The organism is Pseudomonas sp. Irchel s3b6, from assembly GCF_900187415.1.
Taxonomy (GTDB): Bacteria; Pseudomonadota; Gammaproteobacteria; order Pseudomonadales; family Pseudomonadaceae; genus Aquipseudomonas.
The window spans coordinates 89,746-111,547 of record NZ_FYDM01000014.1; the positions used below are offsets into that span (position 1 = coordinate 89,746).

The following is a 21,802-nucleotide window of genomic DNA, read 5'->3' on the forward strand; positions in this document are numbered from 1 at the left end:
CGGAGTGCCCCGTGTTTCCAGCCTTCCCCTTGAGCCGCTATCGCCTCTGCGCCCTGTCGCTCATCGCCTGCGCCCTGACCCTCGCCGCCTGCAACGCCCCACCGGTCAGCTCCCTGCCCACCGCGCCCGAGGTGGCGTCGGGGTATCGCACCGACCTGCAGACTCAATACGCCGGCAAACACATGGCCGCGGCCGCCAACCCGCTGGCCGCCGCAGCCGGGCGTGAGATGCTGCGCCAGGGTGGCTCGGCCATCGACGCGGCGATTGCCATGCAAGCGGTGTTGACGCTGGTAGAGCCGCAATCCTCGGGGATCGGTGGCGGTGCGTTGATCGTGCTGTGGGATGGCAAGGCCGTGCGCACCTACGACGGCCGCGAAACCGCACCGGCCGCCGCCAACGAAAAACTCTTCCTGCAAGCCGACGGTAAACCGATGCCATTCCCTCAGGCGCAGATTGGCGGACGCTCGGTCGGCACACCGGGTGTGTTGCGCGCGCTGGAACTGGCCCATCAGAAACACGGCCGCCTGCCTTGGGCAAAGCTGTTCGAACCGGCCATCGCGCTGGCTGAACAGGGCTTTGCGATCTCGCCACGCCTGCACACAATGATCGCTTCCGATCCGTTCCTGCCACGCTCACCCGACATGGCCGCGTACTTTCTCAATGCCGATGGCAGCCCGAAAGCCGTCGGCACCCTACTGAAGAACCCGGCGCTGGCCAAGGTGCTCACGCGCATCGCCGCAGAAGGCCCGAACGCACTGTATCAAGGCCCTGTGGCCGAGGAAATCGTGACCAGGGTTCAGGGCCACGCCAACCCCGGCAGCCTGTCGCTCAATGACCTCAAGGGCTACAGCGCCAAGGAGCGTGCTCCGCTGTGTACCGACTACAAGCGCTGGCAGGTGTGCGGCATGCCGCCTCCGTCCTCGGGCGGGATTGCCGTGGCGCAGATCCTCGGCACCTTGCAGGCCCTGGAGACCCGCGACAAGCGCTTCGCCCTGGCACCTCTCAAACCGCTCAAGAGCAGCAAGCCGGCCGGCCTCGAGCCGGCACCTGAAGCCGTGCACCTGATCGCCGAAGCCGAGCGCCTGGCCTACGCCGACCGGGCGCTATACGTCGCGGACTCAGACTTCGTCCCGGTGCCAGTCGCCGGCCTGGTCTCCCCCGCCTACCTGGCCAGTCGCGCAACGCTGATCGGTGAGCGCAGCATGGGCATTGCCAAACCGGGCACACCGCCGGGCGTCCAACTGGCCTATGCGCCAGATCGCTCGCCACTGCGCATCTCCACCTCGCAAGTGGTGGCCGTGGACGATCTGGGCGGCGCCGTGTCCATGACCACCACGGTTGAGGCGGCGTTCGGCTCGCACCTGATGGTGCAGGGCTTCATGCTGAACAATCAGATGACCGACTTCTCGTTCATCCCCGAAGAAAACGGCCAGCCAGTGGCCAACCGCATCGAACCCGGCAAACGCCCACGCTCATCCATGGCGCCGACACTGATCTTCGATCGTCAGAGCGGCAAACTCCTCGCGACCGTCGGCTCGCCCGGCGGCTCACAAATCATCGAATACGTCGCCAAGTCGGTGGTCGGCATGCTCGACTGGAACCTCGACCCGCAAGCGGCCATCAGCCTGCCGAACTTCGGCAGCCGCAATGGCCCCACCGAACTGGAAAAAGGCCAGTTCAGCCCGACGCTGATCCAGGCGCTCAAGAATAAAGGGCACGCGGTGAACGAAATCGACATGACCAGTGGGACCCAGGCCATCGTCCGGGTGCGTGATGCACAGGGCAACGCCTCATGGGCCGGCGGGGCCGATCCACGGCGCGAGGGAGCAGCGTTGGGGGATTGATCGGGCGTGCGACCAAAGCATGAGCACGCTCAGTCAAACACGGGGCTGTGGCGAGCGAGCAAGCTTGCTCGCGCTGGGCTGCATAGCAGCCCTGATACCGGCCACCGCGACTATTCAGATAGTACGCGATGGCCGGATCGCGACCGCTTCGCGGCCGAGCGGGAGCAAGCTCCCTCGCCACAAGTGCCCCCCTGTGACTTAGCCACACCACAGGCTTGAGCTTTACCCTAGGACAAGGAATAGGCTGGGTTCCAGCAGCCAAAAAAGGAGGTTACATGCTGACCATCGGCCAAATGGCCCGTATTCACGGGCTCACCACCAAGACCCTGCGCCACTACGACAGCATCGGTCTGTTCACCCCCGCACTGACCGGGCGTGACAACGGCTATCGCTACTACCGCCCCGAGCAGATCATCACCCTGGGGCGTATCGTCTGGCTCAAGCAGTTGGGCATGGCGCTGGAAGATATCCGCATGCTGGTCGACAACGGCAGCCTGGACAGCGTCATCAGCCTGCGCGAGTCCCTGCAAACGCATGCCCGCACACTGCAAAGTGCGATTGCCCGCGATCAGCAGGTGCTCGACCGCCTCACCCGCTATCTGGCGCAACCGGAACGCAGCCTGCCGGCACCGCAGACGCCCGAGCGAATCCTTTATCCCGCCCTGCGCATCATGGGCATGAGCTGGCAACAGCAGGACGAAGGCAGCATTGCGCAGATGTGGGAGCGGTTCTTTCCACGGGAAGAGGAGATCGACCGGTTGCAGGATCCAGTCGGCACCTTTGGCGTCTGCCAGCCGCTGGACGACGGTCAATGGCGCTATGTCGCAGGCTTGCCGGTGAGTGCCGATGCACCGCTGGTGCAGGGCATGGTGGAGCTGCAGATTCCAGCTCGGCACTACGCTCGGGTCGAGCACCACGGCAGCGTCACCACCCTGCCGGAGACCTTCCGCGCGGCTTACAGCGAATGGCTGCCGGCCGCGGGCATGGCGCCCGACGAGGGGGTGGAGTTCGAATACAGCGGTGAGCGGTTTCTTGGGCCGATGCACCCGGACAGCGTGACCGAGTTGTACATCCCGCTGAAAAACTGACGACCAGCGCAGCCTTTGCAGGCTGCGCCCTCATCCTGACGCAGCAAGACGCAGATGAATCAGCGCCAGCCGCTGGCCCTGCCTGTCCTGACGTTCTTCGATCGAAAACGGTGTGAACCCGAGCTTGGGATAGAGCAACAAGCCGGCCACATTGGTGTTGAAGCAGGACAACGTCACCTCGCCCGCCTGGTGCCGGGTCCGGGCAATGGCGATCATGTGCTCGATCAACTGCGCACCGATCCCCTGCCCCCTGGCCTGCGGATCGACAATCACATTGCCGAGGGTGCAGGTGCCGCCGGTTTCCCAGCGATAGAAGTTGGCAAACCCCACCACGACGCCATCCCGCTCGATCACCGTGGAGTCCGAGCGCTTGTCGATCGAACCCTGCAGTTGCGCTGGGGTAAGCGGCCAGGTCGCGGCGGGAAAGAAAAAGAACTGCTCCGTCCGGTCACGGGCAAAACTGCAAATACGCGGGATGTCCTGCTCGTTTACCGCTCGAAAACTGATGCTCATGTTCGGGTCTCCTTGTCCCTTGGGGGCTCAACCATCCCCATAGCTTTTACTCGACCTTCAGTCCATCGATCAACCGGGAATCCGGCTGACAGCCAACCTGCGCCTGAGCTAACGTGTCCGTCATCGCCAACCCGGCCACGAAGACTTCCCATGGGCAAGCCAAACCTCCTCACCGACTGGTTCCATCGCGCGCCCAAAACGGGTGGCGTGGAGCGTATCGAGGCCTTTTTCTCGGGGCATGGCTACGACCTTCACCGCCACGACACCTATGCCATTGGCCGTACCCTGTCCGGCGTACAAAGCTTCCAGTATCGCGGTGGCTGGCGGCACAACCTGCCGGGCGCAACCATGGTGTTGCACCCGGATGAAGTCCACGATGGCGAAGCCGGCACCGAAGATGGTTTCAAGTACCGGATGCTGTACGTCGAACCGGCGCTGATCCAGCAGATGCTCGGCGGCCAGCCGCTGCCGTTCATCAAGACCGGCATTTCCAATGATCCGCGCCTGTTCGCCGCGACCGGTGTGTTGCTGCAAAGCCTGGACCGCCCGCTCGATCCACTGGAGCAACAGGACGCGCTGTTCGACCTGGCCCAGGCCATGAGCGCGGTATCTGGCGTCCCAGCCCGTCGCCAGCACTTCGACTATGTAGCGGCCGAGCGCGCTCGTGAGTTCATGCACAGTGCCCTGGACCAGGCCGTGACCCTGGACCAACTGGCCGAACACAGCGGGCGCGATCGCTGGGGCCTGTCGCGGGATTTTCGCTTGCTGTTCGGCACCAGCCCCTACCGCTACCTGACCATGCGCCGCCTGGACCTGGTGCGCTCGCTGCTGATCTCGGGCGAGTCACTGACCCAGGCGGCACTGACCGCAGGCTTCAGCGATCAAAGCCACATGACCCGGCAATTCGGCAAAGCCTACGGCCTGTCGCCCGCGCGCTGGATGAAAATGCACCGTCCCTGAGCGACGCACAATCGTGCAAGAAGTACCCGGCCGCGCTCGCTAGTGTCGAGCTGAATAAACCGATGAGTGCCTGGCCATGAAGTCCTATCAAAGCCTGAATTTCGCCAACAAGCTGCAGCAGATCAACGAGCATTGGTCGCCACGGGTCATCGCCGAAATGAACGACTATCAGTTCAAGGTGGTGAAACTGCTGGGGGATTTCATCTGGCATGATCATCAGGATACCGACGAGACCTTCATCGTCCTTGAGGGGCAGCTACGCATCGACTTTCGCGATGGCCAGGTGCTGGTGTCCGCAGGCGAAATGTACGTCGTGCCCAAGGGCGTCGAGCACAAGCCCTTTGCCGAACAGGAAGTCCGGCTGCTGCTGATCGAGCCCAAGGGCGTGCTCAATACCGGCCATGAAGGTGGCGAGCGCACGGCGCTGAATGATCAGTGGATCTGAAGTACGACACCGAGAATGTCGTCCGTGGCTTTGCGGGCAGAGACAACGCGCTATAGTCCGCCCTGCACCACCGTCTATCACAGGAGAGTCACGCATGGATCAATCACGCGCAGCGTTGTTCGATGGCATCGCCCACCAACTGGGCCATCGTTTTGATGGTGAACTACGGATTGGCGGCAACTACGTGCCCGCCGTACAGCAGGGCGATCAGGTCTACGTCAGCGGGCAAATCCCGCGTATCGACAATACGGTGATGGTGGTAGGACGGGTCGGCGCCGAAGTGTCCCTGGAGCAGGGCCGACACGCCGCCAGGATTTGCACGATGCGCGCCCTGGCCATCCTCGCGCAGCGGCTCGGCGACCTGGATGCCATCCAGAAGGTATTGCGCATCAACGTCTACGTACGTAGCGCCGAAGACTTCACCCAACAAAGTGAAGTGGCCGACGGCGCCTCGGAAGTGCTCTACGGGATCTTTGCCGACGCCGGCGTGCATACGCGCACCTCGGTCGGCGTGTATCAGTTGCCCAAGGGCGCCGCGGTCGAGGTCGACATGATTGTCGCACTCAAGCCTGCAACGGCGCCGGTTGGCGAAGACGATATCTGCGATTGAGAGGCCTCAAGGGCAACAGGTCGCGCCAGGCTGTAGGGCGACCTGTGGCAAACGCGAGCCGAAGTACAGCGCCGCGCTCATGCCCACCACCCCCATCACCGCGCAGAACATCACGCAAATCCAAGGGCTCCAGGGCATCAGGCCAATCAGCAACAACGGCGTGATGCTGGCCCAGATCGCATAGGCGATGTTGTACGTGAACGAAATCCCCGAGACCCGGATTCGCGCCGGAAACAGATTGACCATCACCGACGGTACCGCGCCCACCACCCCGCAACTCAAGCCGGCAATGGCATACGCCAGGCCAATCCACTGCGCACCACCGATCAGGCTGGTGTAGAGCACGCCAATCCCCAGCGGCAGCAGCAGGCTATAGAGCATTACGGTGCGCCAGGCGCCGATTCGGTCGACGATGACCCCGGCAATCACGCAACCGATGTTCAAGAACACGATACCCAGGCTGCTCAGGGCAAAGGTATGGCTGGCGGTCATGCCGAAGGTCTTCTGCATCATGGTCGGGGTGATGACCACAAAGGTCACCACCGCCGAGGTCAGCACGCAGGTCAGGATCACCGCTGGCAGCATCGCCATCCGATGCTCACGCAGCACGGTGCGCAACGGTAACTCGGTGTGCCGTTCGCGACTGGCGTGCATGGCCATGAACACCGGGGTTTCATTGAGCCAGCGGCGCAACCACACACCAATCACACCGAACACCCCGCCCAGCAGAAACGGATAGCGCCAGGCGTGATCGAGAATTTCCGCCGGGCTGAAGGCCTGCGCCAGCAAGGTCGCAGTCAATGCGCCGATCAAGTAGCCGAACGTCAACCCAGCCTGCAAGAAGCCCAGGGCATATCCCCGATGACCGACGGGGGCATGCTCGGCCACGAACACCCAGGCACTGGGCACTTCACCGCCCACTGCGGCCCCCTGGAACACCCGCAGCAGCAGTAACAGCAAGGGCGCGAAATAGCCGATCTGGGCATAGGTCGGCATGATCCCGATCAGCAGGCACGGCAACGCCATCATCAGGATGCTCAGGCTGAACACCTTCTTGCGCCCCAGTCGATCGGCAAAATGCGCCATCAGAATCCCGCCCAGGGGCCGCGCCAGGTAGCCGGTGACAAAAATCCCGAAGCTTTGCAGCAGGCGCAGCCACTCCGGCATTTCCGGCGGGAAGAACAGCTGACTGAGGGTCAGGGCGAAAAATACGAAAATGATGAAGTCGTAGATTTCCAGCGCTCCGCCGAGCGCCGCCAGGCCCAGGGTCTTGTAGTCGGACCGGGAAAACGGCGCGGGACGAGTGACAGGGATGGCAGTCATGAACAGGCTCGAAAAATAGACAAAAAACACGGCGCCCATGGTCTACGCAAACGCGCTCCCGGACAACCCGTTAGACCATAGTCCTAGATGTGCAAAACAGCACCGCAAAAACGCCTTGATTGAATTACTGTTGCCGGCTGACCAAAAGGGCCCCGAGGACCCTGCTGGCACCCCAATAAACATAAGAAAATCGAGGTACTTGCGTGTCTACCGATATCGAAGACAGCCGCTCCGCCCGCTTTGCCCTTCGCTGCTCGAACTTTGCCGAGCGCTGGTTTCCCGACTCCTGGGTCTTCGCTGCGCTCGCGGTGATCATCGTCGCTGTCGCCACCATGGCCATGGGCGCCAAGCCCACCGATGCCGCCATGGCCTTCGGCGACGGCTTCTGGAGCCTGATCCCGTTCACCATGCAAATGGCCTTTGTGGTGATTGGCGGTTATGTGGTCGCCAGTTCGCCACCGGCGGTGAAACTGATCGACCGCTTGGCTCGCCTGCCGAAAAATGGCCGCTCGGCCGTGGCCTGGGTCGCACTGATTTCCATGGTCGCATCCTTGTTGAACTGGGGGCTGTCGCTGGTGTTTGGCGGTTTGCTGGTACGCGCGCTGGCCCGGCGCACCGAGTTGCGCATGGATTACCGTGCCGCCGGTGCCGCCGCTTACCTGGGGCTCGGGGCGGTCTGGGCGCTGGGGCTGTCTTCGTCGGCGGCCCAGTTACAGGCCAACCCGGCCAGCTTGCCGCCTTCGATCCTGTCGATCACTGGCGTCATTCCATTCACCGAGACGATTTTCCTCTGGCAGTCCGGCGTCCTGTTGCTGGCGCTGGTCGTGGTCTCGTTGGTGGTCGCCTACGCCACCGCCCCCGGCCCGAACTCTGCCCGTGACGCCAAAGACTGCGGCGTCGATCCCAGCTTCAGCCTGCCGGCGCTGGCCCCTCGCTCCCGCCCCGGCGAATGGCTGGAATACAGCCCGCTGCTGACCATTTTGCTGGTGCTGCTGGCGGCCGGCTGGTTGTTTCATGAATTTTCGACGAAACCGGCGATCAGCGCGATCTCGGGGCTCAATACCTACAATTTCCTGTTTCTGATGCTCGGGGCGCTGCTGCACTGGCGTCCGCGCAGCTTCCTCGATGCCGTGGCCCGTGCGGTGCCCACCACCACCGGTGTGATGATCCAGTTCCCGCTGTACGGTTCCATCGCCGCGTTGATGACCGTGGTCAAAGGCACTGATGGCCAGTCTCTGGCGCACCATATCTCGAGCTTTTTCGTCAGTTTTGCCTCCCATGACACGTACGCGGTGCTGATGGGCGTGTATTCGGCCGTTCTCGGCTTCTTCATTCCGTCCGGCGGCGGTAAATGGATCATTGAAGCGCCGTATGTGATGCAGGTCGCCAACGACCTGGAGTACCACCTGGGCTGGGCCGTGCAGATCTACAACGCCGCCGAAGCGCTGCCCAACCTGATCAACCCGTTCTACATGCTGCCGCTGCTCGGCGTACTGGGATTGAAGGCGCGGGATTTGATCGGGTTTTCTTTCGTGCAATTGCTGGTACATACGCCACTGGTGCTGTTTCTGCTGTGGGTGCTGGGGACGACGCTCCAGTATGTGGCGCCGGTGATGCCTTAGTCCGAGGCCGCGCAAGGGTGGCGCACGTAACAGGTGCAGGGTTTCAGACTGATACTGGACCTTGCGCTATCAATCGTTTCAGTATGTCTTACTCCCCGTTTCCGGGGCCAACGCTGAAAAGGATCTGAGCATGTTCAAACTCCCTGGATTGAGCCTCACCCTCGCCGCCCTTGCCTTGAGTACCACCGCCCTCGCCGATACCCAGCTGAAGCTGGGCAGCACCGAGCGGGTCACGCGGTTGTTCGCCTACCCCAACAACTGCAATGTGATCTGCTATCGCAACTGGACGCTGGAACAAACGGTCGAGCACTACCTGACCCAAAGCGTTCGGCGCGATGGCTACGCCAGTGCAACAGTCAGGGTAAGAACCGACAAGCAGCAGCTCGTCGCTGATATCAGCGGCGTACCCAAGGGCTATGCAAAACCGCTGAGGGCATTACTCGATGCCGGGGACCTGGCCCACAATGGCGCCAACAAACTCAATGCCGACGGCAAGTGGGCGTACAGCTGGTACCTGTTCCTGCCCTTGGGCATGGCACTGGAAAACCGCAAGAGCATCGAGTTGCTGCACTTCCCGCCGGACTATTCGCTGACTCAGGCCCAGGACTACCTGGAGTCGAAGACCACTGACCGCTGGGCAACGCTGTTGACCGTCAATGGCATTGCCGCCGAACAAACACCGGCCTACCAGACCATCATCGATATCGCGCCGATTGCGGCCCCTTCCAATGCCGGCAAGGACCTTGAAGGCGTCTACGGTTACTTCAAGGACTACCAGACCACCATGGTCAGGCAATTCAGCCAGACCGCCAGCGGCGTGACCTTGCCGATGGTGGCGTTCGGCGCACCGGTGCGTAACTGGATCAAGGAACAGTATGGGCCGACCGTGGCCGTACTGGGCCTGGCACACATCAACCCGACCCCAAGCGTGACGGTGCCGGTGCTGGGCTCCAACCATCCCAGCTATATCTGGTACGCCGCCGACCCCGAGAACTATGACGGCGATCAGGCCAAGGCCGATGCAGTGGGCTTGAAAGTGATGGGCCAGGACTTGAGCGCCGCATGCTGGCAGGCCGGCATGGGCAGCAAACCGTCCAGTGACCCGAGCGCACAGCTCAAATCCTGCACACAAAACTGGCAGGTGGCCCAGAAAGTGAAGACCTGCGAGCTGTTCTATACCTCAATCCGCGGGCTGACACCTGAACAGGCCACAGCCAAATGCTCGGCCCCGGACATCAAACCCCAACTCGAGCAGCTCCGGGCACCGTTGCCTGCGCTTGCGCTGGCGACCCCTCAACTTTAAACCTGCTTGCCGGCTTGCTGCGTAAGCCTTCACTGACGCAGCAAGCAGGCACTCTCTCCTGTCAATACTGACAGTAGACCTGCGATTTCATTTGCGAGACGCTTGGTTAGTACCCCAGGGGCTGCAGGGCTGACAGGATGGCCCGTCGACAGTAGTCGCAGCGCTGACCAGACAAGGATCCGTCATGAAAACCCAGGCCACGGCTCGGCCACACCCGAGTACCTGTATTTACCCCTATGAAACGCTCAGTACGAATCAGGGCTATCCATCCCTGGCCGACTTCGAAGTCGTCGGCAGCAATGATCCTCCCCCTTCGGGCATCAGGGCCCAGCGCCATTACCAGCGCATCACGCGAATGTGCCGCGTCTCCGGCCAGCTGACACATACCCGGCAATTGCATACCGTTCAGCTGGTTCCAGGCATTCATGTCTACGACCCGGACTTCTGCGGGCGGCTATCACACTCATGCGACCCCAATGTCTTTCTCGACATGAGTGAACTGTGGTTATGGGCGTTGCACGACATCAAGCCGGGCATCTGGCTGTGCATGGACTACACCAGCACCGAAGACAAACTGCTGCGCCAGTTCGCCTGTCGGTGTGGCTCGCCGGAATGCCGAGGCTGGATCACCGGCTACGATGAACCGCCAAACGCCGAAGGTCGGCTGTTTCTGCAACACTGGCATCGGCACGGCCCCCAATAGCAGGGAGCCGGGGTCTTTTACACCGCGCCAACCGGGCGCAGGCGGTACTGCGGCGGCAATTGCTCGAAACCACTGATGGTCGCGTTCAGGCTTTTCCAGCGACCGTCCTTGATGCCGTAGATGCAACCATGAACCGACAGGCTCTGCCCGCGATGCCAGGCATTCTGGACAATGCTGGTATGACCGACATTGGCCACTTGCTGGATGACATTGAGCTCGCAGAGACGATCGACCCGCTCTTCTTCGGTCGGCAGCTGGCCAAGGGCTTCGCGATGCTCGTAGTACAGGTCACGGATCGAGCGCAGCCAGCCGTCGATCAGGCCCAGCTGGCGGTCCTGCATCGAGGCGCGCACGCCGCCACAGCCGTAGTGGCCGGTCACCAGGATGTGTTTGACCTTGAGCACGTCGACTGCGTACTGGATCACCGACAGGCAGTTGAGGTCGGTGTGCAGCACCACATTGGCAACGTTACGGTGGACGAAGAGATCACCCGGCAACATGCCGACGATTTCGTTGGCCGGCACCCGTGCATCGGAGCAACCGATCCACAGGTATTCAGGCGTCTGCTGTCGGGCCAGCTTGGCGAAAAAGTCAGGATCTTCCTGCTTGATCGCATCGGCCCAGCGCTCGTTGTTATCAATCAGATCTTGTAATTCGTTCATGCTCTGAAGCCTCAAGAATGGTGCGCTGATATGACAGACAAGCGTCCGCCCGGGTCACGCAGGTGATGCAGATAACCTCAGGTACAGGCTGTGCGGGAATCTTCCTACCCGGTACCTGTCCACACTATAAGTAGATACGCAGTATGAGGCGTTGCCATGACCGAATCACGACGTCCGTTCAATTCGGTGCAACCGGAACCCATCGACGACAACGAAGATCGCATGGGTTCGATGCGCGAGCTGGACTTCAATGAAAAGCCATCCAGGGCAAAAATCGGTGATACCGAACCGCAACCCGAGCGTCAACGGCGACCCGCCGGCGAAGCACCGACAGGGACGACAGATGAGGAGCATGACGCCACCGACGATGACCTGAGCCCGGAAACCCTGATTCGCGAAGACGGTGCCCGCGACGCACAGGAAGCCGATGAAAGCTTCAGCCCCGACTGGGACCTGAGTATTGTCAATGAAGCCGACATCGGGGGTGGCAAAGGCCTGGATGAAGCCGAACTGGCGCAGCGCGATCCGCTCGACCGCAAGCGCTGATCCCCTGGCGAGGGCCCTCGCGCCCTCGCGGGGCTCGCCTTAATCCACCAACGTACAGGCCATGACGACAGCATCTTCACGCCCGCCTACCGCCGGATAGTAATCACGACGGCGGCCGACTTCGTTAAAACCATAACGCTCGTACAGGCGGAAGGCGGCGCGGTTGCTGTCGCGCACTTCCAGGAAACACTCCCGGGCCTCGGCGGCGTAGGCGCGGGACATCAGGTGCTCCAGCAGCATCAGGCCCAGGCCGCGCCCCTGATTTTCAGGCTTGACCGTGATATTGAGCAGGTGTGCCTCATCCAGGATGATTTGCACCACCCCGTGGCCCACCTGTTGTTGCCCCTCGAACATCAGCCAGATCTGGTACTTGCCCAGGCCATCGAGAAAAATCCCACGGGTCCAGGGATGACTGAACGCCGCGTATTCGATCCTCAGTACAGCGTCCAGATCCGCTTCGGTCATCGGGCGGAACGATACAGCATCACTCATTTGATTCTTTCCAACGCGCCATCAGCCGACGCATGGCTTGCCAGACTTCAGCCTTACGCTGTGGCTCTTCCATTAATAACTCCAGGCCAGGCAGCGCCCAGACCGACCCCAGGCCTTCGACCTGAAGTTCACGGTTGTAGCTTTCGGCATTGGTCTCACCGGCAAAACGCACCGCCGGCAGGCCGATCAACCACAGGCACACGCAGGGAGCGTCTTCCAGACGAGCCGACAAGAAGCCCTGAACAAAGTCGCGAGCCGCTTCCGGCCCTTGATCCAGGGTGCCGCGGGCCAGCAGCGGCCAGCGCACCGGCTCACCGACAATTTGCGGACTGTCCGGCAGTCCGGCGGCGCGCAGCATGTCCTTGAGCAGCAAATAGGCCGGATCCCGGCTCTGGAACGCCTCGCCTGTGGGTAACTCCACCAACAGCAGGCAGCGGCCGGCACGCAGTAATTGCAGGGCGAAACGCGGCGGCGGGACCTGTGGGGCCTTGGCCGCCACTGGTGCGGCGTCAGCCTCCTCGACCGGTTTGCTTGCCGGGCGTGCCACTGTGGGTGTCGGGCGCGGCACCTCAATCTTGACCCGTTCAGCCGGCCTGGCCAGCGGCTCTGCAACGGTATTCGCCACCGGAGCCTGTGCAACCGGCGCTTCGACCAAAGGTTCCAGCGCTTGCAGCAGCTCGGGCCGCGACGGGGCAGCAAAGGGCAATTCGGTGCGCGGCAGCCAGCTGACCACCTGCATGGCGGTCAGATAAGCGCGACGGCGGGACTCGATAAGCAAAGGTCGGCCACTTGTGGATAACTGAGGTACGGGATTCTACCGCCCTTCGCTGAAGATCGCCCGCTGTTGATCAATAGAAAAACGACTGTCCGTCCCGTCAATCCCGCGAGGGTGATGCCCATCGCACGCGATGCAGTACAATCGCTGCTTTTAATCGCCAACCAGCCGGCCAATCCAATGATCGAACCCAAGCGCGTCTTGCGCGCCCTCGCCGAACACTGGGCACTTCTGGAGCCGCTGTGCGAGCATTTCGACCAAGGCACACTGAGCCTCAACGAACTGCGCTTACAGCTGGCCGCCCAGCAACTGGACAGCACGCCACAGGACATTACCAGCCTGCTGGACGTGTGGATCCGCCTCGATATTCTGGTTCCGGTGGCCAAAAGCCCGAACCGTTTTGAACTGAACGCGCAGATCCACGACTTCCTCGCCTACCTGCGCCGTGAGCACCGCTTGGGCCTGTGTCTGGAAATCGAAGCCTACCTGCGGCACCTGGAGCGGCTGGCCGGCTACATTCAAGACGCCTTCGACATCCGTGACGGCAACGACCTGGCGCGCCAGTTGCGTTTGCTCGACATGCGCGTGCGTGACGTGCTGAAAAAGCTCGCCAACGATGAACAGGCCCTGGTGGCCGTCGCCGAGCGGGCCAAGACCAGCGACCGGCAGATCCCGCTGCGCCAGCGCTATGCCGAGGTACTGGCGACCTGGGACGAATACGTCGAGCCGATGATCCAGCTGGTAAACGCCGACGGCGCCTTCGAACAGGGGGTGCGCAAGGTCGAAAACGTGCTGTTGCGCATGCTCACCGAGCAGCAACGCCTTGGTCATCTGGTCGACGATGACATGCTGCTGCGTACCCATGCGCGGATTCTGGAAATGCAGACCAGCGCCCAGCTGACCTTGCGTCACGCTCGCGAACTGCTGCTGCCGTTGCGTGAAGAGGCCCGTCGGCACAATGCCGTGACCCGTGGCGCGGCGCTGGCCTTGTCGATGATCCGCCGCAAGGGCATCGACGCCGTACCGCAAGCCGCCATGCCGATGTTCACCCGGCCGCAAAGCACCTTCCTGGGCAGTGCCAGCCAGGTCGAGGCCTACGTGTATGCCCTGGCGCGTTTCGAGCCGAAACCGGCGCGCTTTCCCAAGGCCCACAAGACACAGAAAGGCGAAGCCCCGCGTGCCCCGCGTACCGTTCGGGAAATGCTCGAACGCTGCGAAGGCGCGCTGCCGATGCCGGACCTGATGACCTGGCTGCTGGAGCAGGAACCGGACGGCGCAACCGACGAGTTGCTGTACTGGTTCTCCCGCCTGTCACGGGACAAGCGCTTCCAGCGCGAACGCCTGGAACGTCGCGACTACCATACTCACGAGCACCAGGTCAGCCTGCGCTCCTTCGCCCTGCTCTCGGCAGGCACAGACGCCACCGAGAATTCCGCGAGCACTCCTCATGCATCTTGATCTTTGTGAACTGTCTCAGTTGGCCCCCATCTTTCGCGAACTGTTCAAGGGTTACCACGTCAGCCGCCGTGATCCCGAGCTGTATGCCCAGCTGTCGAACTTCCAGGACCAATACCGCACCTTGTTCAAGGCCCTGGGCTTCGAGCTGGTGTGCGACACCCGTGGTTTCTACTACTTTGTGCCGGATCTCGCCGCCGCGGCGGTGAACAAGACCGCCCAGCGCCTGGCGTTGTTCACCTTCATCCTGGTCGAGCACCTGGCCGACCAGGGGCGTGACCCGATTGCCGTCCTTGATGGCGGCAGCCTCGGTCGCGACGAGCTGCCGTCGTTGCTGGAAAAGTACCGTGACCTGTTCATCCAGGCCGAAGTGCAAACCCAGGAAGAGCTGGAAGAAAAAATCATGCGCCGCATGACCCAGCTGGGTTTCGCCAACGAAGAGAACGGCATCTACCGCTTTCTGCCCCCCATGCACCGTTTCCTCGACGTTTGCCTGTCGGTCCAGCAGGACCGCGACCTGGCGGCCAGCCTGCACAGCGTGCTGCCATTGCCGGCTCCGGTGCTGATCGACGACAGTGATGAAAAACTGCTGCAAACCGATGATCCGCTGGACCTGAGCGAATTCGAAGGTGAGGAAAGCGACGAAGACGCCCTCGCCCGCGCCATTGCCGAAGAACAGGAAATCGACGCATGAGCAAGGAACGTTACGGCATTCGCCGCTTTGCCCTTCTGAACACCGCCGGCTACAGCCTCGGCCTGTTCCCGCTGGAAGAGCCGCTGTCGGTCTACGGCGCGAACAACCTCGGCAAGTCCGCTTCTATCAACGCCTTGCAGTTCCCGATTCTGGCGCGCATGTCGGACATGAGTTTCGGCAAGTACAGCCTGGAACAATCGCGGCGTTTCTACTTTGCCTCCGACACCAGCTACATCCTGGTGGAGGTCTCGCTGCCTCACGGCCCCCATGTGATCGGCGTGGTCGGGCGCGGCCCGGGCGGTGGTTTCGGTCACCAGTTCTTTGCCTACGCCGGCAAACTGGACCTGGCCCACTACCAGAAGAACGACACCTGCCTGCGCCAGAAAGAGTTGTTCACCAACCTTGAGCGCGAGGGGCTCAAAGCCTACGAGCTCAAGCCGGACGAACTGCGTCGCCTGCTAGTGGGTGGTCACACCTCGATTCCACTGGACCTGACGCTGATCCCACTGCGCTCCACCAGCGAACAGAGCCTCAAGACCTTCCGCGCGCTGTTCATCAACCTGCTGCACATGCGCGAAATCACCGCGGCCAAGCTCAAGCAACTGTTCCTCGATGCCTTTGAGCACAGCCTGCGTTCCGGCAGCGTCGATTACATTGCCGCGTGCGAAGAAGCCTTCCGCGATGTACGTCGCATGGAGCAGGACTACAACTCGCTGGTCACCGCCGGTCCCTTGGTCGAAGCCCTCGCGTCAGGCGTTACCCAGCGCAATATCCTGCGTGGCAAACTGCACCGCATCTCGCCGCTGCTGGACTCCCTGCTCGGCACCTGGTCGGACTACGCCAGCGCACGCAAGGAAGAGCTGACGATCCAGGCCGAGCACTATCGCAATGAGCAGGACGCGCTGCAGAACGATCAGCGTGGCGGCACTCAGGAGCTGATGCGCCTGGAGCGTGAGATCACTGGCATCCAGCGCTGGCTTGGCGAGTTGTCGGTCCTCAAGCATCGCTTCGCGTTGGTGGATGACGTCAAACTGCTTGAACAGCAATTGTTGGCCGCCAAGGATGCCCACGACGAACTGGCCGGTGCGCTGGCGCAATCGCGCCAGTTCAGCGCCGAAGACCTTGATGAGCGTCTGCGGGATCTGGAAAAGCGCCTGAAGTCGGTCAAGCAGCAACTCGACCACGCCGACAACAACAGCTACGCCCGCCTGCGTGAAGAGTTCTCGCAACAGGACGTCGAACGCTTGATGCGCCTGTTCAACAGTGCATTGTTCAGCTTGCCGCTGGGCGAACATGGCATCGCGCTGGACGAAGACGGTCAGTGGGTCAAATCCATGGAGCTGATCCTGGATGGCTTCAAAGGCGAACGCTTCGAAGTCCCGGGCCTTTCCATCGACCTGTCGCACATTGAGCCGCCGGCCTTGCAAGCGCTGGCTGACCGCGCCGCGCTACGTGATCAGAAAGAGCGCCTGGACAAAGAACTCAAGCAACTGAAGACCCAGCAAGCGGTTGCGGCCGACCGCGCCGCGAGCAAGACCCAGACCGAAGCGCTGTACCAGCAGGTACTGGATGCGCAGAAAGCCCTGGAGGACTTCCGTCGCACCCAAACCCTGAGTGCCGAAGAAGGTGACAAGCTGGAACAGTTGGCACAGATGGAAGCCGCGCAGGACGAACTCAAGCGCTCCAGCGACGCCTTCACCGAACGCGTCCAGCAACTGTCGGCCAAGCTGCAACTGGTCGGCCGGCAGATCGGCGACATGGAAGCCAAGCAGCGCACCCTCGACGACGCCCTTCGCCGCCGTCAGTTGCTGCCCGCCGACCTGCCGTTCGGCACGCCGTTCATGGATCCTGTCGACGACTCCATGGATAACCTGTTGCCGCTACTCAATGACTATCAGGACAGCTGGCAGGGTTTGCAGCGGGCTGACGGCCAGATCGATGCGCTGTACGCCCAGGTGCGCCTCAAGGGCGTGGCCAAGTTCGACAGCGAAGACGACATGGAGCGTCGCCTGCAACTGCTGATCAACGCTTACGCACACCGCACCGACGAAGCCCTGACCCTGGGCAAGGCGCGTCGCGCGGCGGTCACCGACATTGCGCGCACCCTGCGCAACATCCGCAGCGACTACGACAGCCTTGAGCACCAACTGGCCCTGTTCAACCGCGAGATCAACAAGCGTCAGGTCTCCAACCTGCAAAGCTTCCGCATCGTGCTGGCACCGAACAAGGAAGCCCTCAAGCATATCGACCAGATCATCCACAGCGCCGGTCAATATGAAGAAGGCGAAACCCTGTCGGTGTTCGACCTGAGCCAAAGCGCCGAGCAGGACAACAAAAACGAAGAAGCCAAGGAATACCTGGCGCGCCTGGTGGCGGCGAACCACAACCAACTCGGCCTCAAGGACCTGTTCGAGCTCGCGTTCGAGATCACCAAGGTCAACGGCCAGCCCGTGATTCACACCGACATCGATGGCGCGGCCTCCAACGGCACCACCATGACCATCAAGGCGCTGACCAACATGTACTTGTTGCTGCACTTGATGGACCGTGACCTGGCCGGACGGGTGCGCTTGCCGTACTACCTCGACGAGGCCGCCGACATTGACGAGAAGAACCAGGCGGCTCTGCTGGAAACCAGCCTGCAACTGGGCTTCGTGCCGATTCTGGCCAGTGTGAAACCACAGGTCTGCGCCAGTGTGGCCATCGACCTGGAAGGCGGCAGTGGGCCGAACGGCATCTACATTGATGAGGAGGACTGGAAGTTCATCCGCCGCCATGACGAGGTGAAAACCACCGTCAAGGTCGAGGCGGACGAGCCCGAGCTGGATGCGGTCTGACTTGCTTTAACCGGCTCCAATGAAAAGGCCGCGATCCCATGGATCGCGGCCTTTTTTGTGGGCATCGCTCAGCCTTCTATGAAGGCGACCTCACCGACGCCCAACGGCCTCCAGACTACTTGCCCAGAGGAATCTTCGGCGCCCAGACCAGCCACTCGTCTTCGAACTTGTCGAACAACGGGAAGGTCTGCTGCGCTCGCGCAGGGTTGCCCATGCGTTCCCCATCCGGTGTGGCGAAGGCAATACCGCCCTGAATCAGGGTTTCCAGCGATTCGGTGCGTACCGTCGCGCCCTTGAACAGGCTGTAGTCCAGGCCAAAACCACTGCTGTTCCAGAAGCGCGTGCCGCTACGCACCAGAGGCGCGTACTTGGGCTCGATCAGGATATGAATCAGCACCCGATCCGCGGTTTGACCCAGCTCGTAGCCAGTCACCTTGCCGACCGTGATTTCCCGGTAAGTCACTGGCACACCGGTCTTCAGCGAACCACGGCGAGCAGCGCTCAACACCAGGCTCAAGCCCGCTTCCTGGGCCACGGCTTCAGGAGGCTGGGGCAGCGCTACGAAGTCCTTCTGCGGACCGAGACTCTTCGCGGCGGGTTGAACCTCGATGTACTGCCCGGTCACCAGAGTTTCCAGATTGGAAGTCTTGATCAGCCCAAGCTCCGGCTTGACCACCCAGAACTGGCTGCCGACCCGGGCAATGCGTTCCGGCACTTCGGTGATGCGCGCGGTGAGCAGCACGGACTGCATGTCATCGCTGAGATCAACATCTTCGACCTTGCCGACATCCAGCCCTTTATAGCGAATCGGCGTACCGGTGCGCAGACCGTCTGCACGATCGAGCTTGATCGTGACCACGGCACCTTTCTGAGTCGCCTCTTCATGGTTGGCGAACAGACGGAAACGCGGGATACGCTTTTGCAGGGGGGCCTTGGCTTCCGGTGTATCGAAGGCAATACCGCCAGCCATCAGGCTCTGCAGGGACTCGCTTTTGACTTGAATCCCGTTGAGGCCACCGGTCAGGGTGATGCCGCTGGCATTCCAGAATCGCGTCGAGGCGTTGACCAGTTCTTCGTACTCTTTTTCGATGTGTACGCCGATGACCAGTTGCTTCTTGGTCCGCGAGAACTGATAACTCTGTACCGAACCAACCTTGACCTGCTTGTAGAGAATCGGACTGCCGACCTCCAGCGACCCCAGGTTTTCAGTGAACAGCACCAGGTGCAAGCCCGGTGCGCGCAGGTCCAACGGCGGCGCCTTTGGCCGAGCCTCGAAATCGCGCTTGGGGGCACTGCCCTTGTCGCCAGGCCGCACGGCGATGTAGTTACCTTTGACCAAGGCCTCCAGTCCGGTGATACCGGCCAGCGAAATCGACGGTTTGACCACCCAGAACTGAGTGCCTTCGACCAGGTAATCCTCGGCCAGTGGGTCAAGGGTCAACTCGGCAGTGGCACTGGACAGGTCGGAATCGACCTTGAGCGCCTTGAGGTTACCGACCTGAATCCCTTTGTACATGACCGGTGTACGGCCGGCTTGCAGGCCCTCGAAATCGCCCAGTTTCACTTTCACGCGAATACCGGCCTGAGCGGCATCGAAGTCTTCAAAGAGACGGAACGGCAGGCTCGGGTCCGTCGGCGGGCTGTCTTTGCGGGTTTCCGGTGTGGCGAAGGCGATACCGCCGGCAACGAGGCTGGCAAGCGACTCACTGCGAATTTTCACACCCGACAGGTTGGCATCGATACTGACCCCGCTGGCATTCCAGAAACGCGTATGTTTGCGCACCAGGCTGGCGTAAGTCGGCTCGATATACACTTTGATCTCGACGGTGTTCTGATCTTCGGACAGCAGGTAGCTCTTCACCTGACCGACCTGGATCTGCTTGTAGAACACCGGGCTGCCGCGGTTCAGGGAACCCAGTCGATCAGCCTTGATGGTCAGGTGCAAACCCGGCTTTGAATCGGAAAGCGGTGGCTCCTGCGCCAGGGCCTTGAACCTGCGAGTCGGTTCCCCCTCCCCGGGACTGATGGCGACGTAGTTACCCGATACCAGGGTTTCCAGACCGGTGATCCCGGCCATAGTCACGCTCGGTTTGACCAGCCAGAAGCGCGTGCTGGTCTTGAGGTACTGCCCTACATCCTTGTTCATCTCAATGGTGGCAATCACCCCGCGGCTTTTGCCGGCATCATCAAGAGTCAGGCTTTTGACCTTGCCGACCGACATGCCCTTGTAAACGACCTCGGTCTTGTTGGCCTGAATGCCTTCACCGCTTTCAAAACGGACCTGTACCTCTATCCCGGTCTCGTTGTAGGCACGCCAGCCCAACCATCCGCCAATCACCAAGGCGATCAGGGGCAACACCCAGATGGCCGACCAGTTGGAAGCCGGTCGGGTTTTAGCTTTAGGCAAATCAGTCATGGTCGTCGTCCGACTCCGTGTTATCCCAAATCAGTCGGGGATCAAAAGTTACTGCAGCAAGCATTGTCAGAATCACCACACTGGCGAAGGCCACCGCACCGAAGTTTGCCTCGATAGTGGCGAGCCGACCAAAGTTGACTACCGCCACCAGAATGGCGATGACGAAAATATCCAGCATTGACCATCGGCCAATGAACTCGATAAAGCGGTACATCACAATGCGTTGCCGGGCGGATAAAGGCTGGCGGCGCTGCACCGAAAACAGCAATAGGGCGATACCGACCAACTTGAAGGTCGGCACCAGGATACTGGCGATGAACACCACGGCAGCGATGGGCAACATCCCATGCTGAACGAGAGCGATCACACCGGACATGATCGTATCCCCCTGACCCTGCCCTAACGCGCTGACCGTCATGATCGGCAACACATTTGCGGGGATATAGAGAATGGCGGCCGTGATCAACAACGCCCAGGTACGTGCCAGACTGTCTGGCCGGCGAGCATGAACCAACGCACCGCAACGCGTGCATGTCTGCTCGTCGGTGCCCGGCTCCTGCTTGTTCAGTTGATGGCACTCAGCACAAATCAGAATGCCCGCATCAATCGCCCGCATGAGCATCCTCCCCTGACAGCGCTTCCCAAATCTGATGGGGCGACATCACCACCTCTAGCCAGACCTGGGTCAACAACAAACTGATAAAGCACACCAGGCCAACGCCTATCGTGATCGAGGCGAGGTCGGCCAGCTTGACGATGGCCACCAGCACGCCCATCAAATAGACCTCAAGCATCCCCCAGTCGCGCATATGGTGATAAATGCGATAGAGCAACAGGCCGTAGCTGCGTCCGGTATCAAAACGAATACTGAGCAACACCGACAACTGACAGAGCAGCTTGAGCAACGGGATTCCCATGCCGCACAGGAATACCACCACTGCCACACCTTGCATGCCCGTGTCGAACAGGCCAAGGACACTACTCCAGACCGTGTCGTGCGACGACTGTCCGAGCAAATGGAGTTCCATGATGGGTAAAAAGTTCGCCGGAACGAACAGCAGCAACGCAGCGATCACCAGGGCGAGGCTACGCTCCACGACATTGTGCCGATGCGCATAGAGTTCATAACCGCAGCGCGGGCACAGGGCTTTCTCGTCATGGGCAAGTGGCGGCTTGTGCATCAGCAAGTCGCACTCATGGCACGCCACCAAGTTCTCCAGCGGTAAATCTGACAGCCCGGAGGCGTCAACCGGATCTGGCATAAAGGGCTCTTGCTCTGAAAATAAGGGTTCTATTCTAGTGTTCTGGCTCAGAAATAACTGAGCAATTTTGTCTCAATCCTGAAATGTACATTTCTACGGACAAAACAAAACCCCTACCTGCATACGCAGATAGGGGTTTCGGAATTTAATCTTGACGATGACCTACTCTCACATGGGGAAACCCCACACTACCATCGGCGATGCATCGTTTCACTGCTGAGTTCGGGATGGGATCAGGTGGTTCCAATGCTC

20 protein-coding genes and 1 rRNA gene are annotated in these 21,802 nt (G+C 61.2%); 12 read left to right on the forward strand and 9 right to left on the reverse strand.

Translation table 11 applies throughout. The features are described from left to right. Positions 1-11: 11 nt before the first annotated feature. Both ggt and CKW07_RS20220 read left to right on the forward strand, forming a co-directional pair. Positions 12-1,844, forward strand: a complete 1,833-nt coding sequence (ggt, locus tag CKW07_RS20215; protein WP_095146725.1) for a gamma-glutamyltransferase — start codon at positions 12-14, stop codon at positions 1,842-1,844. Between the two features lie 275 nt (positions 1,845-2,119). Beyond that, positions 2,120-2,932 carry a MerR family transcriptional regulator gene (locus tag CKW07_RS20220; protein WP_095146726.1) on the forward strand — a complete coding sequence of 271 codons (813 nt, stop codon included), beginning with the start codon at positions 2,120-2,122 and terminating at the stop codon, positions 2,930-2,932. A gap of 30 nt (positions 2,933-2,962) precedes the next feature. On the opposite strand, the gene CKW07_RS20225 is transcribed toward CKW07_RS20220, so the two are convergent. Next, positions 2,963-3,445 (reverse strand): GNAT family N-acetyltransferase, encoded by a 483-nt coding sequence (locus tag CKW07_RS20225; RefSeq protein ID WP_095146727.1) that lies wholly within the window; start codon positions 3,443-3,445, stop codon positions 2,963-2,965. Positions 3,446-3,595: 150 nt separating this feature from the next. On the opposite strand from CKW07_RS20225, the gene CKW07_RS20230 reads away from it, so the two are divergent. From CKW07_RS20230 to CKW07_RS20240, 3 genes are all read left to right on the forward strand, one after another. Further along, a complete protein-coding gene (locus CKW07_RS20230) occupies positions 3,596-4,405 on the forward strand; it encodes an AraC family transcriptional regulator (protein ID WP_095146728.1) in 810 nt (269 codons plus the stop codon). Positions 4,406-4,481: 76 nt separating this feature from the next. Then, complete coding sequence (locus CKW07_RS20235) at positions 4,482-4,850, forward strand: cupin domain-containing protein (RefSeq protein ID WP_095146729.1); 369 nt, start codon at positions 4,482-4,484, stop codon at positions 4,848-4,850. A gap of 94 nt (positions 4,851-4,944) precedes the next feature. Further along, complete coding sequence (locus tag CKW07_RS20240) at positions 4,945-5,460, forward strand: RidA family protein (RefSeq protein WP_095146730.1); 516 nt, start codon at positions 4,945-4,947, stop codon at positions 5,458-5,460. 6 nt (positions 5,461-5,466) lie between these two features. Here the strand turns inward: CKW07_RS20240 and CKW07_RS20245 are convergent, their stop codons facing one another. Then, positions 5,467-6,783, reverse strand: a complete 1,317-nt coding sequence (locus tag CKW07_RS20245) for an MFS transporter (RefSeq protein ID WP_095146747.1) — start codon at positions 6,781-6,783, stop codon at positions 5,467-5,469. A gap of 203 nt (positions 6,784-6,986) precedes the next feature. Here CKW07_RS20245 and CKW07_RS20250 point away from each other — a divergent pair, with 203 nt between their 5' ends. The 3 genes from CKW07_RS20250 (at position 6,987) to CKW07_RS20260 (ending at position 10,411) form a co-directional block, all read left to right on the forward strand. Continuing rightward, on the forward strand, positions 6,987-8,405 hold the full coding sequence (locus CKW07_RS20250) for a short-chain fatty acid transporter (RefSeq protein WP_095146731.1): 1,419 nt from the start codon (positions 6,987-6,989) through the stop codon (positions 8,403-8,405). A gap of 130 nt (positions 8,406-8,535) precedes the next feature. Then, the gene (locus tag CKW07_RS20255; RefSeq protein WP_095146732.1) at positions 8,536-9,708 is read left to right on the forward strand and encodes a hypothetical protein; all 1,173 of its coding nucleotides are present in this window, start codon (positions 8,536-8,538) and stop codon (positions 9,706-9,708) included. 184 nt (positions 9,709-9,892) lie between these two features. Beyond that, the gene (locus CKW07_RS20260) at positions 9,893-10,411 is read left to right on the forward strand and encodes a lysine methyltransferase (RefSeq protein WP_095146733.1); all 519 of its coding nucleotides are present in this window, start codon (positions 9,893-9,895) and stop codon (positions 10,409-10,411) included. A 17-nt stretch (positions 10,412-10,428) separates the two neighbouring features. Here the strand turns inward: CKW07_RS20260 and can are convergent, their stop codons facing one another. Next, entirely contained in the window at positions 10,429-11,073 is a 645-nt protein-coding gene (gene can / locus CKW07_RS20265) for a carbonate dehydratase (RefSeq protein WP_095146734.1), read from the reverse strand. Between the two features lie 156 nt (positions 11,074-11,229). Between can and CKW07_RS20270 the strand changes: the two genes are divergently transcribed. Then, positions 11,230-11,619 carry a serine kinase/phosphatase gene (locus tag CKW07_RS20270; protein ID WP_095146735.1) on the forward strand — a complete coding sequence of 130 codons (390 nt, stop codon included), beginning with the start codon at positions 11,230-11,232 and terminating at the stop codon, positions 11,617-11,619. A 39-nt stretch (positions 11,620-11,658) separates the two neighbouring features. Here CKW07_RS20270 and rimI read toward each other — a convergent pair whose 3' ends face one another. Beyond that, on the reverse strand, positions 11,659-12,111 hold the full coding sequence (gene rimI, locus CKW07_RS20275) for a ribosomal protein S18-alanine N-acetyltransferase (RefSeq protein WP_095146736.1): 453 nt from the start codon (positions 12,109-12,111) through the stop codon (positions 11,659-11,661). After that, entirely contained in the window at positions 12,104-12,850 is a 747-nt protein-coding gene (locus CKW07_RS20280) for an energy transducer TonB (protein ID WP_095146737.1), read from the reverse strand. The genes rimI and CKW07_RS20280 overlap by 8 nt, the downstream gene beginning before the upstream one ends. A gap of 216 nt (positions 12,851-13,066) precedes the next feature. Here CKW07_RS20280 and mksB point away from each other — a divergent pair, with 216 nt between their 5' ends. The 3 genes from mksB to mksF are packed head-to-tail and all read left to right on the forward strand — an operon-like array spanning position 13,067 to position 17,872. Beyond that, on the forward strand, positions 13,067-14,344 hold the full coding sequence (mksB, locus tag CKW07_RS20285) for an Mks condensin complex protein MksB (protein ID WP_176465349.1): 1,278 nt from the start codon (positions 13,067-13,069) through the stop codon (positions 14,342-14,344). Continuing rightward, complete coding sequence (gene mksE, locus CKW07_RS20290; RefSeq protein WP_095146739.1) at positions 14,334-15,035, forward strand: Mks condensin complex protein MksE; 702 nt, start codon at positions 14,334-14,336, stop codon at positions 15,033-15,035. Before mksB ends, mksE begins: the two co-directional genes overlap by 11 nt. After that, entirely contained in the window at positions 15,032-17,872 is a 2,841-nt protein-coding gene (gene mksF / locus CKW07_RS20295; RefSeq protein WP_095146740.1) for an Mks condensin complex protein MksF, read from the forward strand. The genes mksE and mksF overlap by 4 nt, the downstream gene beginning before the upstream one ends. Positions 17,873-17,987: 115 nt before the next feature. Here the strand turns inward: mksF and CKW07_RS20300 are convergent, their stop codons facing one another. The 4 genes from CKW07_RS20300 to rrf form a co-directional block, all read right to left on the reverse strand. Continuing rightward, positions 17,988-20,288: a PqiB family protein gene (locus tag CKW07_RS20300; RefSeq protein WP_095146741.1), complete on the reverse strand. Its 2,301-nt coding sequence runs from the start codon at positions 20,286-20,288 to the stop codon at positions 17,988-17,990. Continuing rightward, positions 20,281-20,904 (reverse strand): paraquat-inducible protein A, encoded by a 624-nt coding sequence (locus CKW07_RS20305; RefSeq protein ID WP_095146742.1) that lies wholly within the window; start codon positions 20,902-20,904, stop codon positions 20,281-20,283. Before CKW07_RS20305 ends, CKW07_RS20300 begins: the two co-directional genes overlap by 8 nt. Beyond that, entirely contained in the window at positions 20,891-21,550 is a 660-nt protein-coding gene (locus CKW07_RS20310; protein WP_095146743.1) for a paraquat-inducible protein A, read from the reverse strand. The genes CKW07_RS20305 and CKW07_RS20310 overlap by 14 nt, the downstream gene beginning before the upstream one ends. Before the next feature lie 149 nt (positions 21,551-21,699). Then, positions 21,700-21,802: ribosomal RNA gene (rrf, locus tag CKW07_RS20315) — 5S ribosomal RNA — on the reverse strand; the annotation flags it as partial.